At 37.8% G+C, this 24,950-nt stretch carries 22 protein-coding genes, 1 riboswitch and 1 other annotated feature; of the genes, 4 read left to right on the top strand and 18 right to left on the bottom strand.

What is annotated here, in order from left to right; all coding sequences use genetic code 11:
* Positions 1–68: 68 nt before the first annotated feature.
* From udk to recD2, 13 genes are all read right to left on the bottom strand, one after another.
* The gene (gene udk, locus MKY88_RS16295; protein WP_008180943.1) at positions 69–707 is read right to left on the bottom strand and encodes a uridine kinase; all 639 of its coding nucleotides are present in this window, start codon (positions 705–707) and stop codon (positions 69–71) included.
* Positions 707–1,987 (bottom strand): peptidase U32 family protein, encoded by a 1,281-nt coding sequence (locus MKY88_RS16300; protein ID WP_340814163.1) that lies wholly within the window; start codon positions 1,985–1,987, stop codon positions 707–709. The genes udk and MKY88_RS16300 overlap by 1 nt, the downstream gene beginning before the upstream one ends.
* Before the next feature lie 14 nt (positions 1,988–2,001).
* Positions 2,002–2,934, bottom strand: a complete 933-nt coding sequence (locus MKY88_RS16305; protein WP_193832643.1) for a peptidase U32 family protein — start codon at positions 2,932–2,934, stop codon at positions 2,002–2,004.
* A gap of 5 nt (positions 2,935–2,939) precedes the next feature.
* The gene (locus tag MKY88_RS16310; RefSeq protein WP_328204273.1) at positions 2,940–3,572 is read right to left on the bottom strand and encodes an O-methyltransferase; all 633 of its coding nucleotides are present in this window, start codon (positions 3,570–3,572) and stop codon (positions 2,940–2,942) included.
* A gap of 284 nt (positions 3,573–3,856) precedes the next feature.
* Entirely contained in the window at positions 3,857–4,984 is a 1,128-nt protein-coding gene (gene mltG, locus MKY88_RS16315) for an endolytic transglycosylase MltG (protein WP_025114354.1), read from the bottom strand.
* Between the two features lie 302 nt (positions 4,985–5,286).
* Complete coding sequence (locus MKY88_RS16320; protein WP_193832646.1) at positions 5,287–5,814, bottom strand: DUF1292 domain-containing protein; 528 nt, start codon at positions 5,812–5,814, stop codon at positions 5,287–5,289.
* 183 nt (positions 5,815–5,997) lie between these two features.
* The gene (locus MKY88_RS16325; RefSeq protein ID WP_025114356.1) at positions 5,998–6,306 is read right to left on the bottom strand and encodes a DUF1292 domain-containing protein; all 309 of its coding nucleotides are present in this window, start codon (positions 6,304–6,306) and stop codon (positions 5,998–6,000) included.
* Positions 6,307–6,324: 18 nt separating this feature from the next.
* Positions 6,325–6,741: a Holliday junction resolvase RuvX gene (gene ruvX / locus MKY88_RS16330; RefSeq protein ID WP_025114357.1), complete on the bottom strand. Its 417-nt coding sequence runs from the start codon at positions 6,739–6,741 to the stop codon at positions 6,325–6,327.
* Between the two features lie 2 nt (positions 6,742–6,743).
* Positions 6,744–7,010, bottom strand: coding sequence for an IreB family regulatory phosphoprotein (locus MKY88_RS16335; protein ID WP_004226839.1), 267 nt, complete (start codon positions 7,008–7,010; stop codon positions 6,744–6,746).
* An 88-nt stretch (positions 7,011–7,098) separates the two neighbouring features.
* Positions 7,099–9,759: an alanine--tRNA ligase gene (alaS, locus tag MKY88_RS16340; RefSeq protein ID WP_340814166.1), complete on the bottom strand. Its 2,661-nt coding sequence runs from the start codon at positions 9,757–9,759 to the stop codon at positions 7,099–7,101.
* A 146-nt stretch (positions 9,760–9,905) separates the two neighbouring features.
* Positions 9,906–10,121, bottom strand: a binding site (T-box leader).
* A gap of 68 nt (positions 10,122–10,189) precedes the next feature.
* Positions 10,190–11,155 (bottom strand): magnesium/cobalt transporter CorA, encoded by a 966-nt coding sequence (gene corA / locus MKY88_RS16345; protein ID WP_328204266.1) that lies wholly within the window; start codon positions 11,153–11,155, stop codon positions 10,190–10,192.
* Between the two features lie 243 nt (positions 11,156–11,398).
* A riboswitch (M-box (ykoK) riboswitch) is annotated at positions 11,399–11,563 on the bottom strand.
* 57 nt (positions 11,564–11,620) lie between these two features.
* Complete coding sequence (gene hpaB / locus MKY88_RS16350; RefSeq protein ID WP_069482093.1) at positions 11,621–13,054, bottom strand: 4-hydroxyphenylacetate 3-monooxygenase, oxygenase component; 1,434 nt, start codon at positions 13,052–13,054, stop codon at positions 11,621–11,623.
* A gap of 124 nt (positions 13,055–13,178) precedes the next feature.
* Entirely contained in the window at positions 13,179–15,611 is a 2,433-nt protein-coding gene (recD2, locus tag MKY88_RS16355; protein WP_328204263.1) for an SF1B family DNA helicase RecD2, read from the bottom strand.
* Positions 15,612–15,799: 188 nt separating this feature from the next.
* On the opposite strand from recD2, the gene hisA reads away from it, so the two are divergent.
* The 3 genes from hisA to MKY88_RS16370 all read left to right on the top strand — a co-directional run bounded on the left by hisA (position 15,800) and on the right by MKY88_RS16370 (position 17,854).
* A complete protein-coding gene (hisA, locus tag MKY88_RS16360) occupies positions 15,800–16,567 on the top strand; it encodes a phosphoribosylformimino-5-aminoimidazole carboxamide ribotide isomerase (protein WP_328204333.1) in 768 nt (255 codons plus the stop codon).
* Entirely contained in the window at positions 16,564–16,851 is a 288-nt protein-coding gene (locus tag MKY88_RS16365) for a hypothetical protein (RefSeq protein WP_328204261.1), read from the top strand. The genes hisA and MKY88_RS16365 overlap by 4 nt, the downstream gene beginning before the upstream one ends.
* A 271-nt stretch (positions 16,852–17,122) precedes the next feature.
* On the top strand, positions 17,123–17,854 hold the full coding sequence (locus MKY88_RS16370) for a GTP pyrophosphokinase (protein WP_193832651.1): 732 nt from the start codon (positions 17,123–17,125) through the stop codon (positions 17,852–17,854).
* An 85-nt stretch (positions 17,855–17,939) separates the two neighbouring features.
* Here the strand turns inward: MKY88_RS16370 and MKY88_RS16375 are convergent, their stop codons facing one another.
* The 5 genes from MKY88_RS16375 to cymR form a co-directional block, all read right to left on the bottom strand.
* Positions 17,940–19,382 carry a DHA2 family efflux MFS transporter permease subunit gene (locus MKY88_RS16375; RefSeq protein ID WP_328204258.1) on the bottom strand — a complete coding sequence of 481 codons (1,443 nt, stop codon included), beginning with the start codon at positions 19,380–19,382 and terminating at the stop codon, positions 17,940–17,942.
* 190 nt (positions 19,383–19,572) lie between these two features.
* Positions 19,573–20,232, bottom strand: a complete 660-nt coding sequence (locus MKY88_RS16380) for a tetratricopeptide repeat protein (RefSeq protein WP_340814168.1) — start codon at positions 20,230–20,232, stop codon at positions 19,573–19,575.
* A 75-nt stretch (positions 20,233–20,307) separates the two neighbouring features.
* Positions 20,308–21,432, bottom strand: coding sequence for a tRNA 2-thiouridine(34) synthase MnmA (gene mnmA / locus MKY88_RS16385; RefSeq protein ID WP_328204255.1), 1,125 nt, complete (start codon positions 21,430–21,432; stop codon positions 20,308–20,310).
* 75 nt (positions 21,433–21,507) lie between these two features.
* Positions 21,508–22,656, bottom strand: coding sequence for a cysteine desulfurase family protein (locus MKY88_RS16390; protein ID WP_328204252.1), 1,149 nt, complete (start codon positions 22,654–22,656; stop codon positions 21,508–21,510).
* A gap of 172 nt (positions 22,657–22,828) precedes the next feature.
* On the bottom strand, positions 22,829–23,248 hold the full coding sequence (gene cymR / locus MKY88_RS16395; protein ID WP_008181126.1) for a cysteine metabolism transcriptional regulator CymR: 420 nt from the start codon (positions 23,246–23,248) through the stop codon (positions 22,829–22,831).
* 204 nt (positions 23,249–23,452) lie between these two features.
* Here cymR and MKY88_RS16400 point away from each other — a divergent pair, with 204 nt between their 5' ends.
* On the top strand, positions 23,453–24,742 hold the full coding sequence (locus tag MKY88_RS16400; protein WP_328204248.1) for a replication-associated recombination protein A: 1,290 nt from the start codon (positions 23,453–23,455) through the stop codon (positions 24,740–24,742).
* Positions 24,743–24,950: the final 208 nt, after the last annotated feature.

A 24,950-nucleotide genomic window follows, 5' to 3' on the forward strand; every position in this document is an offset into this window, starting at 1 on the left:
TTTGACCTAATAGTATGCATGCTTTTTTTAAATATGCATGTAAATATTGTCAATACCACTCTATCTTATTACAATACGTTGTCGGTTTCAAGAATAGTTTTAATTTTCGTTACCATTAAATCAATTGCTACCTCATTATCCCCACCTTCAGGAATAATAATATCAGCATAACGTTTTGTAGGTTCAATAAATAAATTATGCATTGGTCGAACCGCCGATAAGTACTGATCAATAACTGAATCTGTTGTACGTCCACGTTCTTTAATATCACGCATGATACGACGAATAATTCGTAAATCAGAATCGGTATCTACAAATAATTTAATATCCATTAAATCACGTAGATCAGCATCTTCTAGCACAAGAATTCCTTCTAGAATAATAACATCTACCGGCTCAACATGGATCACTTCTGCTGCTCTAGTATGCTGCACGTAATCGTAAACTGGCTTCTCGATCGGTTGACGCACTAAAAGTTTCTTGATGTGCTGTATTAATAAATCATTATCGAATGCTAACGGATGATCGTAGTTTGTTCCTAATCGCTCTTCAAATGTTAAATGACTTTGATCTTTATAATAAAAGTCTTGTTCAATAACAACAACTGAATGCTCTCGGAAAACATCATAAATGGCGCGCGTCACACTCGTTTTACCTGAGCATGAGCCACCAGCGATACCGATAACAACAGGACGCTTCACTTCCATTAGTTATTCTCCTTTCGCATCATGTTATGCGGCATTAATGGTGTGTCACATTTGAATTTAACAATTTGTAATGGATGACGTGCTGCATCTAGGCTATTGCCATCTTCATCCCAAATTTCTCCCATTGTTAGACGGAAATTCTCGATTTCTGGGCCAAAGAACTCTACTTCGTCACCAGGTTTAAAATAATTTCGTTGCTGCATCGTAACCATTTTTGTTTCTGGATCATGTTCTAAAATTAAACCAGCAAATTCATATGTTGTTTTTCGGCCATGAATACCAAACATTTGCTCCTCTGATCCAGGTGCATCATGGAAGAATGCTTCAGCCGTATCACGATTTGCACATTTATCTAGCTCCTCTAGCCATTCACGTTTAATTTTAAAATTATCAGGATCAGCACAGTACGCATCGATAACTTTGCGGTATACGGATACAACTGTTGCCACATAGTGAATCGATTTCATACGCCCTTCCACTTTTAAAGAATCGATACCAAGCTCGATCATATGTGGAATGGCTTCAATTAATTTTAAATCTTTAGGACTCATAGCAAAAGATGCGTGATTATCATCAAACAGTGCTTTTTCTTCCCCATCTTCTAATTCATATAAATCGTAATCCCAACGGCATGATTGGCAACAACCGCCACGGTTAGAGTCACGAGCAGTCATATGGTTAGATAGAACGCAACGGCCAGAATAAGCAATACACATTGCTCCATGAACGAAGGCTTCGATTTCAATATCGACTTTTTCCTTCATCAATTTCATTTCTTCTCCGCCTACCTCACGTGCTAATACAACACGATGTAAGCCTTCTTCCTTCCAGTACTGCACTGCCTTCCAGTTGGACAATGACTGCTGTGTAGAAAGATGAATTTCAAGTTTAGGGGCAGATGTACGACATGTTTCAATAATTAGTGGGTCTGCAACGATGATACCTGTCACACCTGCCGACTCAATATCTTTTAAATATCGCTCCAAGCCTGCCATATTTTCATTATGTGCAAATATATTTGTCGTTACATAAATTTTCGCACCATATTGATTAGCAAACTCTACACCTTCACGCATTTCATCTATAGAGAAGTTATCTGCATTGGAACGTAGACCAAACTCTTGTCCCCCAATAAATACAGCATCCGCTCCGTAATGCACGGCTACTTTTAATTTTTCTAAGCTACCCGCTGGGGCAAGTAGCTCTGGTTTTTTTGTAATGACACGTTTACCGTCGACAATGTCACGGATTTTGTCATTTTGTTCTAACGCTAATGCCATGTTATTGCCCCCTCTTAGTAAACAGTTTCCTTGAAGATAAAGCCTGTATCTAATGGTCTAATGGCTGGTTGAATATCTTCAATTTTTGCTAATAATTCATCTTTTATGTCATCATATGCTTCTTCAGATTCGTCAAAATATGCATCAATGGCCTTACGATACGCCTCCGTCACAGTTACCACATATTCTGGAGTTTGTAGCACACCCTCAATTTTCAGGGCATCAATGCCACCTTCAAATAATTCGCCAAGCTCATCAATAACACACATGTCATTAGGACTAAAAATATGCGTACCGTTTACATCTTCGTAAATTGGATATTTATTGTTGCGCTCATCATCATGTAGGAACATGTTACGATTATCTTTACGATTTTCAATTTCCATCACTTTATCTTGATATAAGAAATAATGGCCAAGAAGCGGGCGTTTTGATTGGAACATACATGTCATACCATGTACTTGTACTTCAATTTCTAATTCCGCACTTTCTTTAATTTCTAATACCTCATCAAGAGAAAGCTCACGTGCTAACACTGCACGAGTCGCACCGCGTTTTCCCCAGTAATTAGCCGTAAACCAGTTTGTTGCAGTCGTCTCAGGATTCCAATGCAATGGAATTGTTACGCCTTGCTCACGACGAATAATTAATACTGCTGGGTCGCCATAAATTAAACGATCCACACCGATGCGTTGCATTTCTTTTAAATAGTCGGCAAGTGCCTCCAGTTTTTCATTATGGAAAAGGGCATTCACTGCAACATAAACTTTTTTACCCGCTGCGTGAATGAGCTTCGTTGCCTCTTCCACCTCATCTACTGAGAATTCTCCTGCTAGACGTAGACCAAATTGTTGTTCACCAATAACAAAAGCATCTGCTCCAGCTTCTAAAAGTGCTTTAATATGTTCTAATGATTGTGGTGTCACAAGCAATTCTGGTTTTTTCATAGTAGTCACCTCTTCAAACATAGTAATAAACCGTCACCTACTGGCAAAAAAGCACTAGTATAATCCGGGTGCTGCATTATCCATTCTGTGAAGTTTTTTAAATTGCGGATCATTGTACGTTTTCGACGTGGGACATCCTTCAAATCTAGATCTGACAAGCCATGCATATACATATTGTCGATATACAAGACTCCTCCTGATTTTACGAGGGGAGCGTACTTTTCAAAGAAGCGCTGATATTGTCCCTTTGCGGCATCGATAAATACTGCATCGAACTCTGTGTCAATGGCCTTATCGTCTACCTCTAAAGCGTCGCCTTCAATGACCTTAATTCGATCAGATACGGTTGACCGTTTAATATAGGCTTTAGCTTTTGTCACACGCTCTATATCGCGTTCAATCGTAACGATATGGACATTTGGTAAAGCTTCTGCCATTCGAATAGCAGAATAACCAATTGCTGTGCCAATTTCTAAAATTTTTTGCGGATTTTGAATGCGCAACAATTGATTTAAAGCATCAATACCTGCTAGTTGCATAATCGGTACATGATTCTCCTCCGCATATGCTTCCATTTCTAAAAGCAATTCATTACGTGGCTGTATAAATGATTGTATATATGCATCTGATAATTCCATTGTTTCACCCTCAATTAAAAGGCAACGTGCATGTAGCCGTTGTCCGTACTTCATCATTTATCAACAAAAAGAAAAAGACCAAACGTGATGTCTTGGTACTTTGCCATACAAAAATGAGCAATTGTTTTTGACATGCTCAAACAATTGCCACCACGCATATTTGTCCCGAATAAACGGATTGATCAAAAATCACACTTTATAATAGCATGAAAATAGAAGGAAAGCTATTTTTCTTTCCTTCTACTCTCTATGTTTGCTCTATGCCATTTACTCTTTTCTAACACTTATTCTTCTTTTCGTAAATATTTTGCTACTTTCTGTAAATGTTCATCATATGTTTTCGAGAAGTGGTTCACACCCTCTTTATCTGCTAAGAAATAGAAATAGTCTGTTTGACTAGGATTCAATGTCGCCTCAATAGAAGTTTTTCCAGCACCCGCAATTGGACCTGGTGGTAAGCCTTTATTTTTGTAAGTATTATACGCATTATCCACTTCTAAATCTTCATACAGCACACGATCTTTATGATCACCAAGCGCATATAAAACAGTTGGGTCTGTTTGTAGTGGCATCCCTTCATCTATACGATTATAGAAGACACTTGCTATTGTCTCTCGATCTGTTTGAGCCGTAGCTTCTTCTTCCAATAATGATGCAAATGTTAACAGTTGGTGAACGGACATTTGTTTTTCCACTAAAACATCACTATAATTTTTTACCACGTTGTTCATAGCCCCTATCATTTCTTCAACAATCGCTTCTAGAGATGGCTTTTCCTCATAGTACGAGTAAGTAGCCGGATATAAATAGCCTTCTAAATCATAGCGAATATTGTCAGCTAACACTGCATCCGTTACTAGCTCAGGATAGTTGGCCATCATTTGTTGAACAAATGTGTCACTCGTTACTAAATCCATAAATTCCTTTTGTGTATATGGTGTTTTCTTTTCAATAACTTTCCCAATTTGCTCAATTGTTAAGCCTTCTGGAATCGTCATCGTAAAGACAGGTTTTCGGTACACCTTCCCTGTTTTTAAGCTTTCAATGAGTTCATCAAATGTCATCGCTTGCGTTAAATCGTAATTTCCTGCTTGGAATTGAGATTCGTTTTTAAATTTTGCATAGTATTTAAAAACACGCGCATCTTTAATAACACCTTTTTTCTCTAATAATGTAGAAATAGAACTCAAGCTAGAACCGATTGGTACTTCTACTGCAATTGCTTTTGTTGCGTCAGGATCCAGTGGTTTTAAAGCACCCTTTACATAATTGTACCCAAATAAACCGACAATCCCTATAACGAGGACAAAAACAATTGCCACAATGGCAACGATTTTTCTCACGATTTTTACCTCTGATTTTTTTTCTTGCATTTTTGAAAACATTTCTTGTTTTTTAGTACCGTTATCCACGGGTTTCCCCCCTATCACTATCCAATATCATACTAGAAATCAACTATCACGACAAACAGAAATCGACAATTCAGGAGAATTTACATATATAAAAAAATCCGCAGGCTATTTTTGCCAGCAGATTGTTTTGCTAAAAGCTTTGTGAAATAGCTTTAATACAGTCCCTTTACAATAATAAAAGACTGTAATAATTGCTCCTCTAAGATGTTCGATTATAGTAATTCATGTGATTAAACTCTTGATAGAAAAATTCTATTACTAAAACAAAAAAACTCTGAGTGGCTCCTAACCACTCAGAGTTTTTATAGTTCGTTTAATATATCTTCAACGTACACCCATTCTTCATCTGTTTCTATTGGTAATAGCTCTTCGATAGAGCCGTCATTTCCAGCCAGATATTGAGATGCGAAAATTTCACGCTCATCCATTGGCTCATCTGTCGCAGGCACATATAATACATACGATTTACCAAATTGCTCGGATGCAAAAGTATGAATTACCTCACAAACTTGATCCGCTCCATCTTCATTTGTCACGGTAATAAGCTGTGGCTCTTCTTCAAATTCATCTAGAAGTGTTAATACCACCTCATTAATCATTTCCCATTCAGCATCTGTTTCGACAGGCTGTAGATTGGTCATCTCGCCATTGTTATCGTCATAATCGAAAGTCATCGCTGATAGATCTCCTGGAATTTCTTCACCATTGGCATCCAACAAAGAAAATAGCACATAGGATTTATCCTCTGCATCAAATGTAAAGACCACATGGCAACGTTGTTCCTTCCCATTTTCATCGATTATCATAAATTCTTGTGTTTCTTCATTCATTCGATTATCTCCTTCTGACAGTTTAATGTCATTTACTAAGTAGTTACTTCTACACGTACTAAATATCTTCGAGCAAATTCTCACCATTATTCGGATATTTACTAACAAACTAAATATACTTTCAATAAAAAAGGAACAAGGACTGCAAGCTGCGATCCTTGTTCCAAGCTTTAAGAAAGAAGATTAGTCTTCGTCTTCATCTTCTAAAGCGTTTAATACGTCTTCTACCATATCCCATTCTGCTTCAGTTTCGATAGGTGTTAGTTCACCATCTTCACCGTTATCAGACGGTACGAATGAAGAAACAAAAATTTCAACTGATCCATCTTCATCTTCTTCTGCGCCTACCATTGAGTAAAATACGTATGATTTTCCAAACTCTGGAGATTCATGTACGTGAATCACTTCACAAAGCTGTTCATTTCCGTTTTCATCAATCACTGTAATGTGTTGAACGTGTAATTCTTCTTCATGGTTATGCTCGTTTGCCATGTATAGTCACCTCATCAATTAATTTTTGCTATCTAAATAGCCTTGTAAAATCATCACAGCTGCCATTTTATCAATGACTTGCTTGCGCTTTTTGCGACTCACATCTGCTTCGATTAGCATACGTTCCGCTGCCATCGTTGTTAAACGTTCATCCCATAATTTAACTGGTAGTGAGAACGTTTCTTCCAATAACTTTTTATAGTTTTCAGAAGCCTCTCCACGCGGTCCAACCGTATTATTCATGTTTTTCGGGAAGCCTACAACAAATTCTGTTATTGCGTATTCCTTTACTAGCTCAGCGATACGATCGATACCGAACTCGCCATTAGCCTCATCAATTTTTACGGTTTCAATACCTTGGGCAGTCCAACCAAGTGCGTCACTCACAGCAACGCCAACGGTTTTCGACCCAACGTCTAATCCCATAATTCTCATTTCTAGTCCTCGTTATTCTTTTTGATATAAAATTTAACAAGCTCTTCTAGAATTTCGTCACGCTCAAGCTTGCGAATTAAATTACGAGCATCCTGATGGCGAGGAATATACGCCGGATCACCAGAAAGTAAGTAACCAACAATCTGATTGATAGGGTTATATCCCTTTTCCTCTAATGAAGAATGAACTTTCAACATTACCTGCTTGACTTCCTGTTCCATTGATTCTTCTGGAAAATTAAATTTCATCGTTTGATCAAATGAACTCATGACCAGCACCTCGCTTTCAGAAATAAGGAGATGTGCGAACAAGCTCATCTCCAATTTCTCTTTATTATAACATGTTTTGGTGAATTAATTAAATGGATTTAACATAATCATACACAGAAAGTAGTGCTTCATCAAGTTTTGAAGCTTCTTTTGCTCCTGCCATCGCCATATCAGGACGACCGCCACCTTTACCACCACAAGCTTCTGCAACCATTTTCACGATATTTCCAGCATGGTAATTGCCACCAACTAATTCTTTTGATACTCCAGCACACAGCATAACCTTATCGCCATCCACTGCTCCAAGAACGATAACAGCCTTTGGCATTTTCGCCTTCAAATCATCCATCATCTGACGCAGTTGGTTATTGTCTTTTGCTTCTACCTTTGTAGAAAGAACTGTAACATCTCCAATTGTTTGTGCTGCATCAACAATTGCCCCAGCCTGAGCATTGGCAATTTTTTGAGATAATGCTTCATTGTCACGTTGTAATTCTTTGTAGTCACCTTGTAAGGCTTGTACTTTTGTGACGATATCTTTAGGATTTGCTTTTAACAATGCTGCCGCATCATTTAAAAGTGCTTCTTCTTCTTTGACTACTTCATAAGCCACTTTACCTGTAACAGCTTCAATACGACGAGTACCCGCACCAATTCCACCTTCTGAAACAATTTTAAAGAAACCAATTTCAGAAGAACGTTTTACATGGATACCACCGCATAGCTCGATGGAATAGTCTCCGATTGAAACGACACGTACAACATCGCCATATTTTTCGCCGAATAAAGCCATTGCACCCATTGCTTTCGCTTTATCGATGGCCATTTCTTCAATAACGACCTCTATATCATCCCACACTTTTTCATTTACAATACGTTCAATTTGCTGTAATTCCTCTTTAGTCACTTGACCAAAGTGAGAAAAGTCAAAGCGTAAACGATCAGGGCCTACATATGATCCAGCTTGGTTGACATGATCACCTAATACATCTTTTAACGCACGTTGCATAATATGTGTCGCTGTATGGTTTTTAATAATTAAATTGCGATCATCACGATTAACAATTGCTTGGACAGCATCTTCGACATGCATTTCACCTGATTCAACAACTACTGTGTGGAGCGGCTGACCATTTGGTGCCTTTTGAACATCCTTTACTACAGCGGTGAAGCTATCATTAGAAATGATACCGCTATCGGCAATTTGACCACCCATTTCAGCATAGAATGGTGTTTGAGCTAAAATAACTAAAGCTTCTTGGCCTTCAGATGCTACTTTTTCTACTTGACCATTCACAATCATTGCAGCAATTTCAGTATTAGCTACTAATGTGTCAAAGCCAACAAATTCGCTGGCAACCGTTAAGTTTGCTAATACTTCATTTTGTACTTGCATAGAGTCAACATCTTGACGAGCCGCACGCGCACGTTCACGTTGTTCCTCCATCGCCGTTTCGAAGCCTTCATGATCGACTTTCATTCCTACTTCTTCTGCATATTCTTCCGTTAACTCGATTGGGAAACCGTAAGTATCATATAAACGGAAAGCATCTGCTCCTGGGATAAAATCATGACCAGCCGCTTTTTGTGATTCTACAACTTCATTAAAGATTGCAAGACCACCATCTAATGTTTCATGGAAACGAATTTCTTCATTCTTAATAACGCGTTGAATAAATTCACATTTTTCCGTTACCTCTGGATAGAAGTCTTCCATGATTTTGCCCACTGTTGGGACCAATTCAAACATAAATGGTTTCTCAATTCCAATTTGTTTTGCATAACGTACGGCACGACGTAGTAAGCGGCGTAATACATAGCCACGGCCTTCGTTTGAAGGAAGGGCACCGTCACCTATAGCAAACGCTACAGTACGAATGTGGTCTGCAATAACTTTAAATGGCGTATTAATATCTTCTTCAGAGCCAAAAATTTCATTTAAATCTACTTCACTTGGGCGTTTGTATTTACGGTTGGCAAATTCCTCAATTTTTTCAATGATAGGCATGAATAAATCCGTATCAAAATTCGTTGGTACATTTTGAACCACGGAGACAATACGTTCTAGTCCCATACCAGTATCAATATTTTGCTTTGGTAGTGGTGTATACGAACCATCAGGATTATGGTTGAATTGAGAGAACACTAGGTTCCAAATTTCTAGATAACGTTCATTTTCTCCACCTGGGTACATTTCAGGGTCATTTTCGTCTGAGCCATATTCTACGCCGCGGTCATAGAAAATCTCTGAGTTTGGACCAGAAGGACCTTCACCAATATCCCAAAAGTTCCCTTCCAAACGAATTAAACGTTCTTCCGGAATACCAATTTCTTGATGCCAAACATCATATGCTTCCTGATCTTCAGGATGGATTGTGATAGATAGTAATTCGGGATCAAAGCCCATCCACTTTTTATCCGTTAAAAATTCCCAAGCATAATGAATAGCTTCTTTTTTAAAGTAATCCCCTATAGAAAAGTTCCCTAACATTTCAAAGAAAGTATGGTGACGCGCTGTTTTTCCTACGTTCTCAATATCGTTGGTACGAATTGATTTCTGTGCATTTGTAATTCGAGGGTTGTCAGGAATAACACGACCATCAAAATACGGCTTAAGTGTAGCAACACCTGAGTTAATCCAAAGTAAGGATGGATCATTGATTGGCACTAGAGGCGCAGACGGTTCATGGTGATGCCCCTTTTCTTTAAAAAATTCCAAATACATTTGTCGAATGTTAACTGCTTTCATTGGATAAATTCCTCCTATTTTATAATGTAAAATCACGATAAGAATTAGATCTTGACGACCCAACTATTCCCTGCCAGCAAGCTTTGGTACCAACCACTATAATTGGTTTTTTTTACTAAATGAAAATAAAAAAGCCCTCATCCCCAAAAAGGGACGAGGACTTATCTTCAGTCTCGCGGTACCACCCTAGTTGTAAGTAAAAATTCTTACTTACCTCTTTAGCACTTGTAACGTCAGTGAACGGCAGAGATTAACTGCACTCCGGAGTAGCTTTCAGCATTTGCACTGTGAGGATTTTTTCAGCCAAGAAATCCCTTTCTTCTACACGTGCAATTACGTACTTTTTCCATCGTCGTGTTTACTTTTTCTAACGAAAATTATAAGAAAAATCTATTCACCTGTCAATTAGCACTAGTATGACAAATTATAACTAAGCAATCATTCTTCTGAAGTATGCCCACATTCCCCATGTAAATAACACTAAAAAGGCAGTAAGTGCAATCGTTGTAATGGGTGAATCTTGATAAGGTAATGGTACATTCATGCCAAAGAAGCTAGTAATGACAGTTAAAGGCAACATAATTGTAGAAATAACGGTTAATAAGTTCAGCTTTTCAATAGACTTGCCACTAATAATCGAGTAATACGTATCTAATGTGCTGTTGACTAAGTCTCGATACGTTTCAGTGGAGTCGACAATGCGTTCAAGATGATCATTTAAATCCTTATAAAAAGGGATATTTTCCTCTTGTATATCAAATTTCCATTGTCCATTAATTGTAGAAAAGATTCTTCGTTGCGGCATAATGGCCTGACGAATTAAAATAATTGTTCGTTTTAATGAAAGGAATTCTTCTGTTACTACTTTCGGTTGATAATCATAAACTTCTTCTTCAAGCTCATCAATCCGTGCTCGAATTCGCTCTAACACAGGGAAATACTCGTCTGTAATTCCATCGATGATCGTGTGCAATAAAAAATCAGTGCCCTTTTCCAAATATCTCGCACTATTTAAACAAACTTTTTCTATATGGCCTAGCCACTGTAATTTTTGTTTATGGACCGTAACAATATAATTTGGTCCCATAAAAATATTCAACTCGACCGTTGTAATTTCATTGTTACTTTTTTCATTGTAGATAGGTGCATGGAAAACGAAAAATTTATAATCCCCATAACTATCCATTTTGGGGCGTGAGCCTTCATGTAAGCAATCTTCCACTGCTAGTGGATGAAAGCCAAATAAATCTGCTATATTATTTAATTCATTTTGACTATACGCATATAAATCCACCCATAATAAATCCTCGCTATGAATGGGAAGTCGTAAATCATTCATATTGAAATCGTGTTGAACTGTTTTGCTATTGTGATTGAAATAGTGAATTTTAATCATGATACTTCACCTCGTGTTTTATTATAAAAAGTAACAAAAGGTTAATTTTAAAACCTTCTGTCCGTGCCGGCGATAAGAAACGACGGCTGTCTCCATAAATTCTGACTACCTACCTCATGCTGATTCGGTTCAGGACTACTATCCATTTCTCATCACCTTCCTTTCATAACAAAAACACGCCTTCTACGAATGAAGGCGTGTTGAATACACATATCAAAAAATAGCAAAAAAACTTTGCATATTTGTTACCTTCAAACGTTGAGTTTTAGCACTATGCGGCATAGGAAATTTTCCAGCTACGTTAAAAAACACCTTATTTCGATGATTTCTGTTGACCCATTGGCGTCTCTCGACATTTTTGGGTAGTAGCGTATCTCCACATAGGAGCCTCACCTAACGAAGGGAGTCTTATTTTTTTATTCCTGTAAATAATAACGGATAGTTTCACAACTGTCAAACTTTTTATCAATCATTTTTCAAAAAGTCTTCTACTCTTTTCACTAAATGATCGCGCTTATACGATTGATAGAGTAGGCTTGACAGACGAACAGGATCTCCAAAGAAAAATCTTTCATATAGCGTTTGCCTTGTGCCAAAATTACTCATCGTTAAATCCCAAGCTAAACGGAACTTTTTAACTCGTTCTTCTCCTTTGTCTTGACATGATTGCAGATAATGATCAAGATCCCCATCATCCGTTGCAAAAGCTTTTGCACTCGGTATGGACATTAATCCACTTGCTCCCAGTAGCTGGATGATATCTGTAAAGGTAGGATATACTTTCGGGAAAATATGAATAGCGACCTGTAATGTCGATACGTCTGGTCGTATAAAGCCAAAGGAATCCCTTTGTGCCTCAATTTCTGATTTTAATTGCAATGCTTTTATCGTTTCTAATGCTACGATGACATCTACCACTTTTTGATGGACATGTTGGTAATCCCCAATATTTATGGAATCCACAATCGTTTGTACAACCCCTAGGATGAATTCTGTCTTAGCAATTTGACGTGACAGTACATGATGCAAAGTATACGCTTGGAAGCCACTAACATTCATAAATTGATTGGCTACTTCAACATTCTCATAATAAAATACCCGCTCCCACGGAACAACTACATCATCAAAAACAACAATCGCATCCATTTCTTCAAAACGTGCACTTAAAGGATGATCAAACCTAGAATCTCCTCCGACAAAGGATTGCCGACATAAAAACTTTAAGCCCTTTGTGTTACTCGGTATAGAAAAGCCAAAACCTTTTCCTTCATCATAGCCATTTGTTGATAGAACAAGAAGTTCATCCGTTATTCCTCCCTGTGTGGCTAGTAATCTAGCTCCTTTAATGACTAAGCCTTCGCCCGTTTTTGCAACAATTTTGGCAGCTATTGTTACTTCTTCATCCTCATAGTAATAACGCTTGCGGTTTACTTGCGGTTCTATAAAGGTATGTGTCATGGAAATATCATTCTCACGGGCATATTCATAAAACTTCAGCAAATGGTCTGGAAAACAATTTGGCTTATCTTTCAAAAAGTTCGATGCTGATGCTAAAGCCATCAATGTCGTATTCATGTAATCAGGACTTCTTCCCATCAAACCGTTTGTTTGTAAAGCCCATTCTCTTGCGGCCAAACGTCTTTTTACTAAATCCTCAGGACTCATGACTTGAAGGAAAGACATGCCGACTCTCTCTTTGCTAGTTGGCGATTCATATGTCATTTTTTCAAGATATGCTTCTTGATGTTGTAAATCAAATAGCTTTGCCTGACTTTGCATGATTCCCTTAAATGCAGGATGTTCTGACACCTTGCCCGTCACAACTTCCCCATCAATTGAAATATAGGTATTTAAAGCATCGATACGTTCCATATACTGCTGTCCGGTCATTATTGGCATGTTGTCACTCCTAAACATTTCCTATGTTTTTGTACTTATGTAGTATATGAAATGTCAAAATATTAGGTGACGATACAGCACATTAGAAAAACCCGATTAGCGAGAATCTAATCGGGTACAAACTTTACTTTTCCAAAAAATCATAGGGGGAGACATCATTCATACCAATCATGGGATGAATATAAGGGGCTGTTTCTACTGTTAATTTATGGTCCTTGATAGCTGTTTCTTGCACAACCTCTTGTTTTACTGGAACTGCCTCTACTTCAACAATCACTTCGTCGACATCCATTGGATTTAAACGAGCACGCAACGAAGTAAAACGCTGTAAATCATCTGTCCGCTGCAAGCCATCTGCCAGGACATCCGGTTCCCCACATAAAATCAAAAAGTTTTTCGCTCTTGTAATCCCTGTGTATAAAAGATTACGACGCAGCATTTTTGAATACCCTTTGACAACAGGCATAATGACGGTTTGAAACTCTGAACCTTGAGATTTATGAATGGAGCAACAATAAGCTAGTGTCAATTGATTGAGGTCACTTCGTTGATAGGTCACTTCAATGCCATCAAAAGATACGATCAGTAAATCTTGTTTTTCTACTGTCTCTTTTGCCTTAATAATACTAATGACTTCTCCCATATCACCATTAAAAACATTACTTTCAGGTTGATTGACTAGCTGCAGGACTTTATCCTTTATTCGATACGTTACGTCCCCAAAGACAAGTTCCTTTCTTGTCCCCGTTTCATTAGGATTAATAAGCTCTTGAATCATTTTATTTAAATTATCAATGCCAGCAGGACCTTTATACATCGGAGCTAACACTTGAATATTACGAATTTCCTGCCCCTTAGCGACAGCACTTTTTACTACCTGTGTCACAACATTTCCAACCTGATCGACGGAAGATTTAATAAACGAGCGATCAGTAGTTTTCGATGTTAAATCTTTCGGAATGGTTCCTTTTTTGATTTGATGGGCTAGTTCAATAATTGTAGAGCCCTCTGCTTGTCGATAAACATCTGTCAATTCCACCGTTGGGAGTTGCTTGGATGCTAATAAATCCTTTAATACCTGTCCAGGTCCTACAGGCGGTAATTGGTCTTGGTCCCCTACAAAGACAACCTGTACATCCTCATGTAAAGCTTTTAATAATTGATGAGCAAGCCAAGTATCCACCATTGACATTTCATCTACAATAATAAGCTTACCTGTTACCTCTCGTTCAGTCTCTTCTTCTTTTTCTTGACCTGTAAAGCCGAGTAAACGATGAATAGTCATAGCTGGTAGTTCAGTCGATTCAGCTAAGCGCTTAGCAGCTCGCCCAGTGGGTGCACAAAGGATAATGGGAAAAGGCTCCTCTTTTTGAGCATATTCTTTTGGATTTAATGATAAGCCATGAAGCTTCGCATAAACTTCAACAACCCCACGTACAACAGTCGTTTTACCCGTACCAGGTCCACCTGTTAAAATCATTACGGCTGAATTTAAAGCCTGTTCAATGGCATTTGCTTGTGTTTCAGCATAAGTCACATGGAGTAGTTCCTCAGTTTCGCCAATCGCTTTACGAATCTCATCTTTGCTAAAATGTTCAGCCTTACTATTTCGTTCAACAAGCGTCAATATTTTGGAGGCAATTCCTACCTCAGAAAAATAAAGAGAAGGTAAATATAATCTTGTTTCTTCCCCACAAATTTTTCCATCTTCTCGTAACTCGATACATGCTTTTGAGATGTCTTCAAACGGAATTTCCTGACGTTGACTTTGTTCAAGCATTTCTTTCACAAGTGGTAGAACATGCTCCGCGTCTAGATAAACATGCCCGTCAGATAATGCAGCCGTATTTAAAATATGTAAAATAGCTGCTTTAACACGGTCAGGATGTTTTCCGGTAATCCCTAATTTTGCACCAAGCTCATCTGCTCGAAAGAACCCTACCCCTTCCACATCTTCTATCAAGCGGTATGGGTTTTCTGTTAGTAATTCAATGGCTTCTGTTCGATAGGTTTGATATATTTTCATTCCAAGCTGTGGACCAAAACCCCATTCATTCAGCTGGATCATTACCCGTTCTAAACCAAGGTTTTGCTCAATCGTACGATGAATCACTTCTTTTTTTTCAGATGATAAACGTGGAACAGCATCCAGTGCACTCGGATCTTCTAAAATAAGACGTAATGCATTAGCACCTAGTTTTTCAACAATGGTTTCAGCTGTTTTTTTCCCGATTCCCACAAATAAGTCACTGGATAAATAATGAATAATTCCTTGTTCAGTAGCGGGTACCTCTTTTGTAAATGTCTCGATTTGGAATTGTGCACCATATTTAGGATGCTGTTTTAATATACCTGTAAAGCGGTATTGCTCATCCATTTGTAACGGTGGAAAATAGCCAACAACAATAATTTCTTTATCTTCATATTGTAAGTTTGTCTCTTGAATTTTCACTCGTATAATGGAATACATATTTTGTGTGTTATGAAAAATAGAGACGATCGGACGTCCGAGAATAAAAAATTTATTGAGTTCAAATAAATCGAGATGATCTGACATATTCGGTCCGCCCTTTCTAATTGTTTTCAATCTTTTTATTTTACCATAGACCTCTCGAAATATCGTTGATAAAAATTTTCCCCTTTATTATTTTTACATTATTTCGACAAATGACAATTCTCAGCTTTTATCCTTATTTCCATGCTATGATAAATAAGAATTAGTGGCACGGAAGGATCGTGAAGTTATTGGAATTTAGACCTTGCATCGATTTACATGAAGGCAAAGTAAAACAAATTGTCGGGAGTACTTTAGGTACTACCAATCAAACAGTCGTTGAGAATTTTATTTCTAGTTTTGATTCTAGCTACTATGCACAAATGTTTGCACAGGATCACTTAACAGGCGGACACGTCATCATGCTTGGTCAGGGAAATGAAGATGCTGCTCTAGCTGCTTTAGCTGCATTTCCACAAGGGTTACAAGTTGGTGGTGGCATTACTGCTGCAAATGCCCAAAAATATATTGATGCTGGTGCCTCCCATGTGATTGTCACTTCCTATATCTTTCATGATGGCAAGCTGGATTTAGAACGTTTACAACATTTAAACAAATTAATCGGTAAAGAACATCTTGTCATTGATCTCAGCTGCAAAATGCGAGATGGTAAATGGTTTGTCATGACGGATAAATGGAGAAAATTTAGTCACTTCGAAGTCAATGCAGCCTCAATTCAAGATATTGAGAATTATTGTGATGAACTGTTAATTCACGCAGTCGATGTGGAAGGAAAAAAAGGTGGGATGCAGGAAAGCTTGGTACGAGATCTTGCAGCCTGGACCTCAATCCCGACCACTTATGCAGGTGGCATTCGTTCAATAGAAGACTTAGAAAAGTTTAACCAATTAGTCAATGGAAAGCTTCATATCACAATCGGGAGTGCTCTCTCTATTTTTGGAGGAGAGCTGCCCTATACAGATGTCGTGAAATATTGTAAAAAAGGCGGGATTTTGTGAACCTCATTTATAAGGATTATGTTTTTCCAATTCAAGAAACAAATTTAGAACGTATCATTGATGGCAAGTATTTCAAAGTAAATAAAAAAGATCATTCTCTTGCAATCCATGTTCAACTTGATAATGAACAAATGCTACTAGAGTTTTCTAAATCATTAAAGGCAACTTGTGGTTTCCTACGCGATCAAGAAACAGAGCCCTATATAGGAACATATATTGACTTACAAATATTTGTGGATGAGTTTAATAAACGTTATAACTTAAATGCTGAAATTATTAGTTAACACAAAGGGGTAGTTTTCTCCCCTTTTTTTGCAACAACTCCTCCCTCTCCTTCACCTTTTACAATCCATTTTAGCCTTTTTGAAACCTTTTACCTCTTATGTGAGTTATATATGATGTAGAAAGGTTTTATCCTTATGAAAAACTATCCTAACATTTAAACCTTGTCAAACATTGGCTGCTATTTTATTGAGATGAAGGACTATTCTACATAGAATGAGAAGTGGAACATAAATAAGTGTCCACAGACATAAGGGAAAGGATTTTTTAAATATGAAAACCGAACTCGAAGTAAACTCTTTAAAATCATTTCAAACTGAGTTAACACGCTTCTTTCTAGCTTATAAATTTGCTTTACAGGAAGTGGAAACGAAAATTAATATTTTGCAAGAAGAATTTAAGCTTATTCATGAATATAATCCCATTGAGCATATTTCAACACGTGTAAAGTCGCCGAAAAGTATATTAACAAAGATGTTAAAAAAGGAACTTCCTCCAACGATGGAAGACGTACGCGAAAACATTCGTGATATTGCAGGTGCTCGCATTACTTGTTCATTTGTCGAGGATATTTATAAAGTAAGTGCCATGTTACAGGCACAGCATGACATTGAGGTTGTAGAGGTAAAGGACTATATTGCTAGTCCTAAAGACAATGGCTATCAAAGTTTACACCTTATAATAAAAATCCCTATTTTCATGTCTGACCATATGGAGAAGGTCTATACAGAGATTCAAATCAGGACCATTGCGATGGACTTTTGGGCTAGCCTGGAACATAAAATTTATTATAAATATAATAAAGAAGTGCCCGAACATATTCGTGTTGAATTAAAAGAAGCCGCACTACAAGCTGCTGAGTTAGATCGAAAAATGGAGCGCCTCAATAAAGAGATTAATATATTAAAGGAAAATGAGGCCGAGCCCACTTTATTAGACAGTACACCTATATCACAGCTTGCTAAATATTTTGCACAACTTCCAAACCTGAATAATAATGATTAGACACTTTTAGATTTTGTTGAACAAAAAATCCACCTTGCTCCAGCAAAAATGTCTGCTTGGAAGCAAAGTGGATTTTCGTTCATATTTAAGCCTTGTCTTTTGATTTCGTCACAATAAAGAAAGATAAAATAAGGGCACAAATGGCAAAAACTAAAGTTGTTATATATACATAGCTTACACCATTAGCAATGGTCCCCTTTAAAAAGCTTATTTCTTCTAGACTAAAGCCACCTTTTGCAAATTCACCATTTAGCTGAATTTCTCCTTTACCTAATGAAGCCATTTTTTCACTCGTTGCAAGGTTAAAAACCATCCCAAATAGGGCTGCACCTACCGCTTGACTAAATGTATTAGTGAAGGAGTTGAGGCCAATTGAAATACCCAGTTGCTTGGGATTAGCCACCTTTTGAATGGAAATCATCAGCATTGGCATAATAAAGCCCATACCAAGCCCGATTAATGAAGAGCCAAGATACACGCTTATATCACTAGAGCCTGAAGATAGTTTAGCAAGCATAATCGTTCCCGTAACTAATAAAATCGTCCCCATTTGGATAATTCGTTTATTCGTAAAACGTCCGATTAAATAGCCTGCTGCAATAGAATTCATCGTCCAAAAAATAGACATGGGTGTTAGAAGTAGGCCTGCTTGTGTGGCATTTTTCCCTAGAACACTTTGCGCATATATCGGAATATAGACCGTCACACCAATGACAATTGACATGGTACTTAATGTTAGTGAATTAATCACCATGAGACGACCATTTTTAAACAATGTTAATGGAATAATCGGCTCTTCTGCACGTAGCTCTACCCATATAAAAACGCCTAAAAATACCGCTGCAACGGCATACATAATGAGCGATTGACTCGATAACCATGCTTGTGTTTTACTGTTTTCAATAATTACATATAATAGCGAAACCATTCCGATCGTAAATAGGCCTGCACCTAAATAATCAATTTTCCGCTTCACTGCTTCAATCTGTTCTTTGTAATGTTTAACAATTAGATAAATAGAAGCTAAACCAAATGGTACATTAATGAAAAATATAAAGTGCCATGACACCTGGTCAACAATAAAACCTCCAAATAGTGGACCAACTACGCCTGATACGCCCCATACCATACTTAAATAGCTTTGTCCTTTAGCACGTGCTTTTTCAGTCGTAAATAGTTCACCAACCATCGTTAATGTAATTGGTAAAATCGAGCCTGCACCAATCCCTTGGATCGCACGAAAGACAATTAATTGTTCCATCGATTGTGCTAATCCACATAACATGGAACCCATTAAAAAAATAATGATACCTGTAATAATCATCCGTTTACGCCCAAATAAATCGGCTAGCTTACCAAAAATAATCGCAGCGATAGCAGATGCTAATAAATAAGCGGAATAAATCCAACTTATTAAATCTACGCCTAATAAATCTGCTGTTATACTTGGAATAGCTGTACTAACAATCGTTCCTTCAATTGCCGCAAGCGCTGTTACAAGTAATAGTGCAATAAATACTTTATTCATCGTGTCACCTATTCCTTTCCTGCATGACATACACTAACAAATTTAACCTAAAAATAAAAGAGGATGGGATAATTTTTACAAAAAACATCGAATGATAATAAAAAATTGATCTATAATCTATCGACACCCTACTATAGAACTGCATAAAAAAGCAGCAAGTTCATCAAATCACACTTGCTGCTTTTATCTATTAGTTAAATCGTTGAGCAATCATATCATAAATAAAACGAGCTTGATCGTATTCTGGCTGTAAGGTAAAGGCTTGTTTTAAATGATACATCGCATCTTCTGTTTGCTCTGTAGACACGGCATACAATACACCTAAATTATAGTGGGCATCTGCATTGTTCCAGTCCTGTTCAATTAAAAGATCCAGTTCCTTCTTCCCTTGCTCAAACATCTCTAATGCACATAGCACAATTGCATAGGCTAAACGGATCTGTGTATCTTCGGGAGCAATTTCCACGGCTCTTTGTAAATAAGGCAATGCTAATTTTTGATTCTCCATACGCTCAAAGCATTTCCCCATCATATAGTACACATCTGCGCCTTCGATATGATGCTTAAGTGCTTGTTCATAAAGCTTGACAGCCTCAGCATAGCGTTCTGCATTGTAATAGAGGTTTGCTAAGCCATAATAAGCTGTTGCTGCTGTCTCATCCACCGTAATAGCCTTTTGGAAAAAACGCTCTGCACGTTCTGTATCCTCTAATACTGCTAATAAATTGCCGAAGTTTACATAACCAATAGCATTTTCAGGCTCAGCTTCTATTGCCTTTGTAAATAGTTGTGCAGCCTCTTCATATCGCTTATCTTGAAACGCTTGAATGCCCTGTTCATTATAATTCATTATTTCTTCACCTCTATGTAGCGAAAGACTGCTTCCATGAAGCCATGTGGCAATAAAAGCAGTCTTAGGCGCAAGTTATCCAACATATGTTAGTTTTTCATTACTTTTAAAGACTTCATCTATCGTTCCGCCACCAATACATTCTTCTCCATCATAGAGAACAACTGCTTGTCCTGGAGTGATAGCACGGACAGGCTCTGCAAATGTAATATGAGTACGACCATCTGCTAATACTTCAACTTCTACTGGTGTATCCGTTTGACGATAGCGGAATTTCGCAGTACAAGAAAATTTCCCAGGCAATTTTTTTGTCGAAGTATAGTTCATTTTTACAGCAGATAATGAAGTAGAATATAAATGCTCATTGTCAAAACCTTGTCCAACAAGTAGAACATTACGCTCTAAATCTTTCCCTAACACAAACCATGGCTCACCGTCTCCACCAATACCAAGACCATGTCGTTGCCCAAGTGTATAATACATTAAACCGTCATGTTTTCCCATGACAACGCCATCCATTGTTTCCATATTGCCCGGTTGAGCTGGCAAAAATTGACTCAAAAATTCTTTGAAATTACGTTCTCCAATAAAACAAATCCCTGTAGAATCTTTTTTCTTCGCTGTTGCCAATCCTGCTTCTTCAGCAATTTTACGCACTTCTTTTTTCTCAATATCGCCAATTGGGAACATCACATGAGCCAATTGCTCCTGTGATAGTTGATTTAAAAAGTATGTTTGGTCTTTGTTATTATCCACACCGCGTAACATTTTTACTTCTCCAACACCGCTACGATCAATACGTGCATAATGACCTGTTGCTAAGTAATCAGCGCCGAGGCTCATCGCATGCTCTAAAAACGCTTTAAATTTAATCTCTTTGTTGCACATTACATCAGGATTTGGTGTACGTCCTGCTTTATATTCTTCTAAAAAGTATGTGAAAACTTTATCCCAGTATTGTTTCTCAAAATTTACAGCATAGTAGGGGATGCCGATTTGATTACATACTTTTATGACATCATCATAATCTTCTGTTGCTGTACAAACACCATTTTCGTCAGTATCATCCCAGTTTTTCATAAAGATCCCGATTACTTCATAACCTTGTTGTTTTAACAAATATGCAGCCACCGACGAATCTACCCCACCAGACATGCCGACAACAACGCGAATTTGAGAGGGGTCACGTGTTTCTTTCATTGTGGTCACCTTTTCTTTTATCTATTTACAGTTAATGCTTCATAAATTTTAGAAACCTAACATGTTCTTCACAAATTATCTTTTAGCTAGTTTTTTCACTATTTGTGCTGTTTTTTCAGCTGCGTCACGTATATTTTTTTCCGTTAAATCCTGACCAAAGCTAAATCGTATAGAGTTTCGTAATTCCTCTGTTCCTTGTCCAAACATGGCTACTAACACATGAGATGGATCAATCGACCCAGCGGTACATGCAGAACCACTAGATACACAGATTCCTGCCATATCAAGATTTACTAAAAATGATTCTACTTCCATGCCCTCAAAGCTAATATTTAAAACATGTGGCAATGACTGCTCTTCATCACCATTAATATGGAACGCTATTTTTTCCTGTGAAAATACATCAAGCATAATTTGCTTAAAGTGATTGTATAGTGAACGCTTTTCTTCACGCAACTTATTTGCAACTTGCACAGCTGTCGCAAAGCCAATAATTGCTGGTATATTTTCAGTTCCTGCACGACGTTTTTTCTCTTGTGCACCGCCTAATGCATAATTAGCTAAAGGTGTTCCAGCCTTTTGGAAAAGGAACCCAATTCCCTTAGGCCCATTAATTTTATGAGCTGACACACTCAATAAATCTACTTTTAATTGACCCACATCAATTTGTTCTAAACCATATGCCTGAACTGCATCTGTATGGAAAGTAGCTTGATGTCCTTGTAATAGCTCACCAATTTCAGCAATAGGCTGAATAGTACCGACTTCATTATTCCCATACATAATTGTCACTAAAATCGTATCATCACGAAGTGCTTTTTGGACATCCCCAACAGCTACACGGCCAGCCTTATCCACTGGTAAATAAGTCACATCAAAGCCATCTCGTTCCAGTTTTTCACATGTATGTAACACCGCATGGTGCTCTACTTGTGTTGTAATGATATGCTTTCCCTCTTTAGCTCGTGCGTAGACAGTGCCCAAAATTGCTGTATTATCAGCTTCTGTACCACCACTTGTAAAGATTATTTCTCCCGCCTGAGCACCGATAGACTTGGCTAATATGTCGCGTGCATCATCAAGATATTTGCGCGCCTCTCGACCTGCCCCATGGATACTGGATGCGTTGCCAAATACGTGTTGCATAGCAGACGTCATCGCTTCTATAACTTGGCCATTCATCGGTGATGTGGCCGCATGATCGAGATAGATATATGAATTCATGTTGAAAACTCCTTTTTAATAAAAAACGCTGGAACCCACATTATTTATCATAAATTTATGAAAAACATTCAGCATGAAATTCAATTCAAACAGCTCTAAGTGTTTGATTTCACCGTTTATTTTTCAACTCAACTATGATACGAATGGGGAGCAGCGCTTTAGCTTAAACATTTTAAATATAGAACATATAGCCTTCCGCTACATTTTCTTCTGTGTATTGTGCTAAATCTTCAATTGTTGTTGTATCTAACACATTTTTTACTGCGTCACGGATGCGCAACCATAACTCACGTTGTGGTGCTTCCTCGTTTTCAATACCCTCTACTGGTTGAATTGGCCCTTCTAGTACACTAATAACATGGGCTGCAGAAATTTCGCTCGGTGGATTTGCTAGCATATAACCACCATAAGCGCCACGTACACTTTTTACTAAGCCTGAATTACGAAGCGGTGACACTAATTGCTCTAAATACGCCTCTGATAACTCCTTTTCGGCAGCAATTTTACGTAAAGGAATAGGACCCTCTCCGTAATGCTTTGCTAATTCAATCATAATCGTAAGCCCGTAACGGCCCTTTGTTGAAATTTTCATTTTATCACCCTCAATTAGTCTAGTCAAAATTACTACCAACAGTATATCATAATCTCCTCTTGATGAACTCGGAAATACACCTAGAAGGATATGATATACTAAATAATGCGATTCAACATTGTTTAACGATCCACTATTAGCGCTGTATGTTAGTGCAAAAAATGGATAAATAAAAAATGACAACGGCTGAAAGGGGGAATTATTTTGCACAATGAACCACTTGCTTTTCGAATGCGTCCTTTAACACTTGATGAAATTGTAGGTCATCAAGATTTTATTGGTCCAAACACAGCTCTATATAAAATGATTCAAAATGAACATGTCCCTTCCATGTTGCTCTACGGAGAACCCGGCATCGGCAAAACCTCTATTGCAAATGCGATTGCAGGAAGCTCTCAGCTCCCTTTCTTTGCACTCAACGCGACACGAGCTGGCAAAAAAGATGTAGAAGATATTGTCCAAGAAGCTAGAATCTCAGGAAAAGTTCTACTTTTTTTAGATGAAATTCATCGCTTCAATAAATTACAGCAAGACACTTTGCTACCACATGTGGAAAATGGCTCGATTGTCTTAATCGGTGCAACAACAGAAAATCCATACCACGATGTCAATCCAGCGATTCGATCTCGCTGTGGTGAGATTTATCAACTTAAACGATTAACCAAGGAAAATCTAATGGAGCTTGTAGAAAAAGCACTTGCAGATGAAAAACGGGGTCTAGGTAAATATCATTTTATCTTAACAGATTCACAAATTGAGCATATTGCAGAGGCAGCGAATGGAGATGCACGAAAGGCATTAACTTTACTTGAATCCATTTATTACGCAAGTGATGAAGTAGAGGGGCAAACGGTTGCAGCAGACCATATTATTGATCACCTCATTAGTCGAATTGGTGTTTATGGTGATAAAAAGGGCTCACATTTTTATAATTTACTTTCTGCCTTGCAGAAATCTGTCCGTGGCAGTGATACGAATGCTGCGCTATATTATTTAGCACATTTATTAGAAACTGGTGATTTAGTGGCTGTCAGCAGACGTTTACTTGTCATGGCGTATGAAGATATTGGCCTTGCCAACCCTGAGGTAGGTCCTCATATGCTCGCTGCGATACAGGCAGCAGAACGACTTGGATTACCAGAGGCACGTATCCCACTTGCAAGTGCAGTTATTGAAATGTGTTTAGCATCAAAATCTAATTCAGCTATCCTTGCAATCGATGACGCGATAAAAGCGATTCATGATGGCAAAACGGGTGATATACCTCATCATTTGCGTGATGCTCATTACGCTGGGGCAACAGATTTAGGTCATGTTGGGTATCAGTATCCTCATAACACACCCATCGGAACATTTGGTGGCTGGATAGATCAGCAATACTTACCTGATGAGCTAGTAGGAACTGAGTTTTATAAACCCGTTATTGCCGGCGAGGAAAAACGTATGGCTAGTATCTATGAAAAGCTTAAATCTTTTCATCAAAATAAAAAGTAGCTTTCCAAGAGCAAAGTCATTACTTCTACCGTTAGAAGCGACTTTGCTTTTTTAGCGATACACTAAAAAAAGAACCCACGAAACTTTAATGGTTAAATACATCCACTTTCCAACACGTACCAGTGTTGAAAACCTAGAAATAATTACAAAAGTTCACGTAGATTCTTGTCGTATAGTCTATTTTCAGAAAATAGAGTGTCTTCAATTG

The organism is Lysinibacillus sp. FSL R7-0073 (genome assembly GCF_038009065.1).
Classification (GTDB): domain Bacteria; phylum Bacillota; class Bacilli; order Bacillales_A; family Planococcaceae; genus Lysinibacillus; species Lysinibacillus fusiformis.

Bases quoted from the DNA above. Each gene is read 5' to 3' on its own strand.
- udk (WP_008180943.1), bottom strand. From the start codon at position 707: ATGGAAGTGAAGCGTCCTGTTGTTATCGGTATCGCTGGTGGCTCATGC.
- MKY88_RS16300 (WP_340814163.1), bottom strand. From the start codon at position 1,987: ATGGCATTAGCGTTAGAACAAAATGACAAAATCCGTGACATTGTCGAC.
- MKY88_RS16305 (WP_193832643.1), bottom strand. From the start codon at position 2,934: ATGAAAAAACCAGAATTGCTTGTGACACCACAATCATTAGAACATATT.
- MKY88_RS16310 (WP_328204273.1), bottom strand. From the start codon at position 3,572: ATGGAATTATCAGATGCATATATACAATCATTTATACAGCCACGTAAT.
- MKY88_RS16320 (WP_193832646.1), bottom strand. From the start codon at position 5,814: ATGAATGAAGAAACACAAGAATTTATGATAATCGATGAAAATGGGAAG.
- MKY88_RS16325 (WP_025114356.1), bottom strand. From the start codon at position 6,306: ATGGCAAACGAGCATAACCATGAAGAAGAATTACACGTTCAACACATT.
- ruvX (WP_025114357.1), bottom strand. From the start codon at position 6,741: ATGAGAATTATGGGATTAGACGTTGGGTCGAAAACCGTTGGCGTTGCT.
- MKY88_RS16335 (WP_004226839.1), bottom strand. From the start codon at position 7,010: ATGAGTTCATTTGATCAAACGATGAAATTTAATTTTCCAGAAGAATCA.
- alaS (WP_340814166.1), bottom strand. From the start codon at position 9,759: ATGAAAGCAGTTAACATTCGACAAATGTATTTGGAATTTTTTAAAGAA.
- corA (WP_328204266.1), bottom strand. From the start codon at position 11,155: ATGATTAAAATTCACTATTTCAATCACAATAGCAAAACAGTTCAACAC.
- hpaB (WP_069482093.1), bottom strand. From the start codon at position 13,054: ATGCCAATAATGACCGGACAGCAGTATATGGAACGTATCGATGCTTTA.
- recD2 (WP_328204263.1), bottom strand. From the start codon at position 15,611: ATGTCAGATCATCTCGATTTATTTGAACTCAATAAATTTTTTATTCTC.
- MKY88_RS16370 (WP_193832651.1), top strand. From the start codon at position 17,123: ATGAAAACCGAACTCGAAGTAAACTCTTTAAAATCATTTCAAACTGAG.
- MKY88_RS16375 (WP_328204258.1), bottom strand. From the start codon at position 19,382: ATGAATAAAGTATTTATTGCACTATTACTTGTAACAGCGCTTGCGGCA.
- MKY88_RS16380 (WP_340814168.1), bottom strand. From the start codon at position 20,232: ATGAATTATAATGAACAGGGCATTCAAGCGTTTCAAGATAAGCGATAT.
- mnmA (WP_328204255.1), bottom strand. From the start codon at position 21,432: ATGAAAGAAACACGTGACCCCTCTCAAATTCGCGTTGTTGTCGGCATG.
- MKY88_RS16390 (WP_328204252.1), bottom strand. From the start codon at position 22,656: ATGAATTCATATATCTATCTCGATCATGCGGCCACATCACCGATGAAT.
- cymR (WP_008181126.1), bottom strand. From the start codon at position 23,248: ATGAAAATTTCAACAAAGGGCCGTTACGGGCTTACGATTATGATTGAA.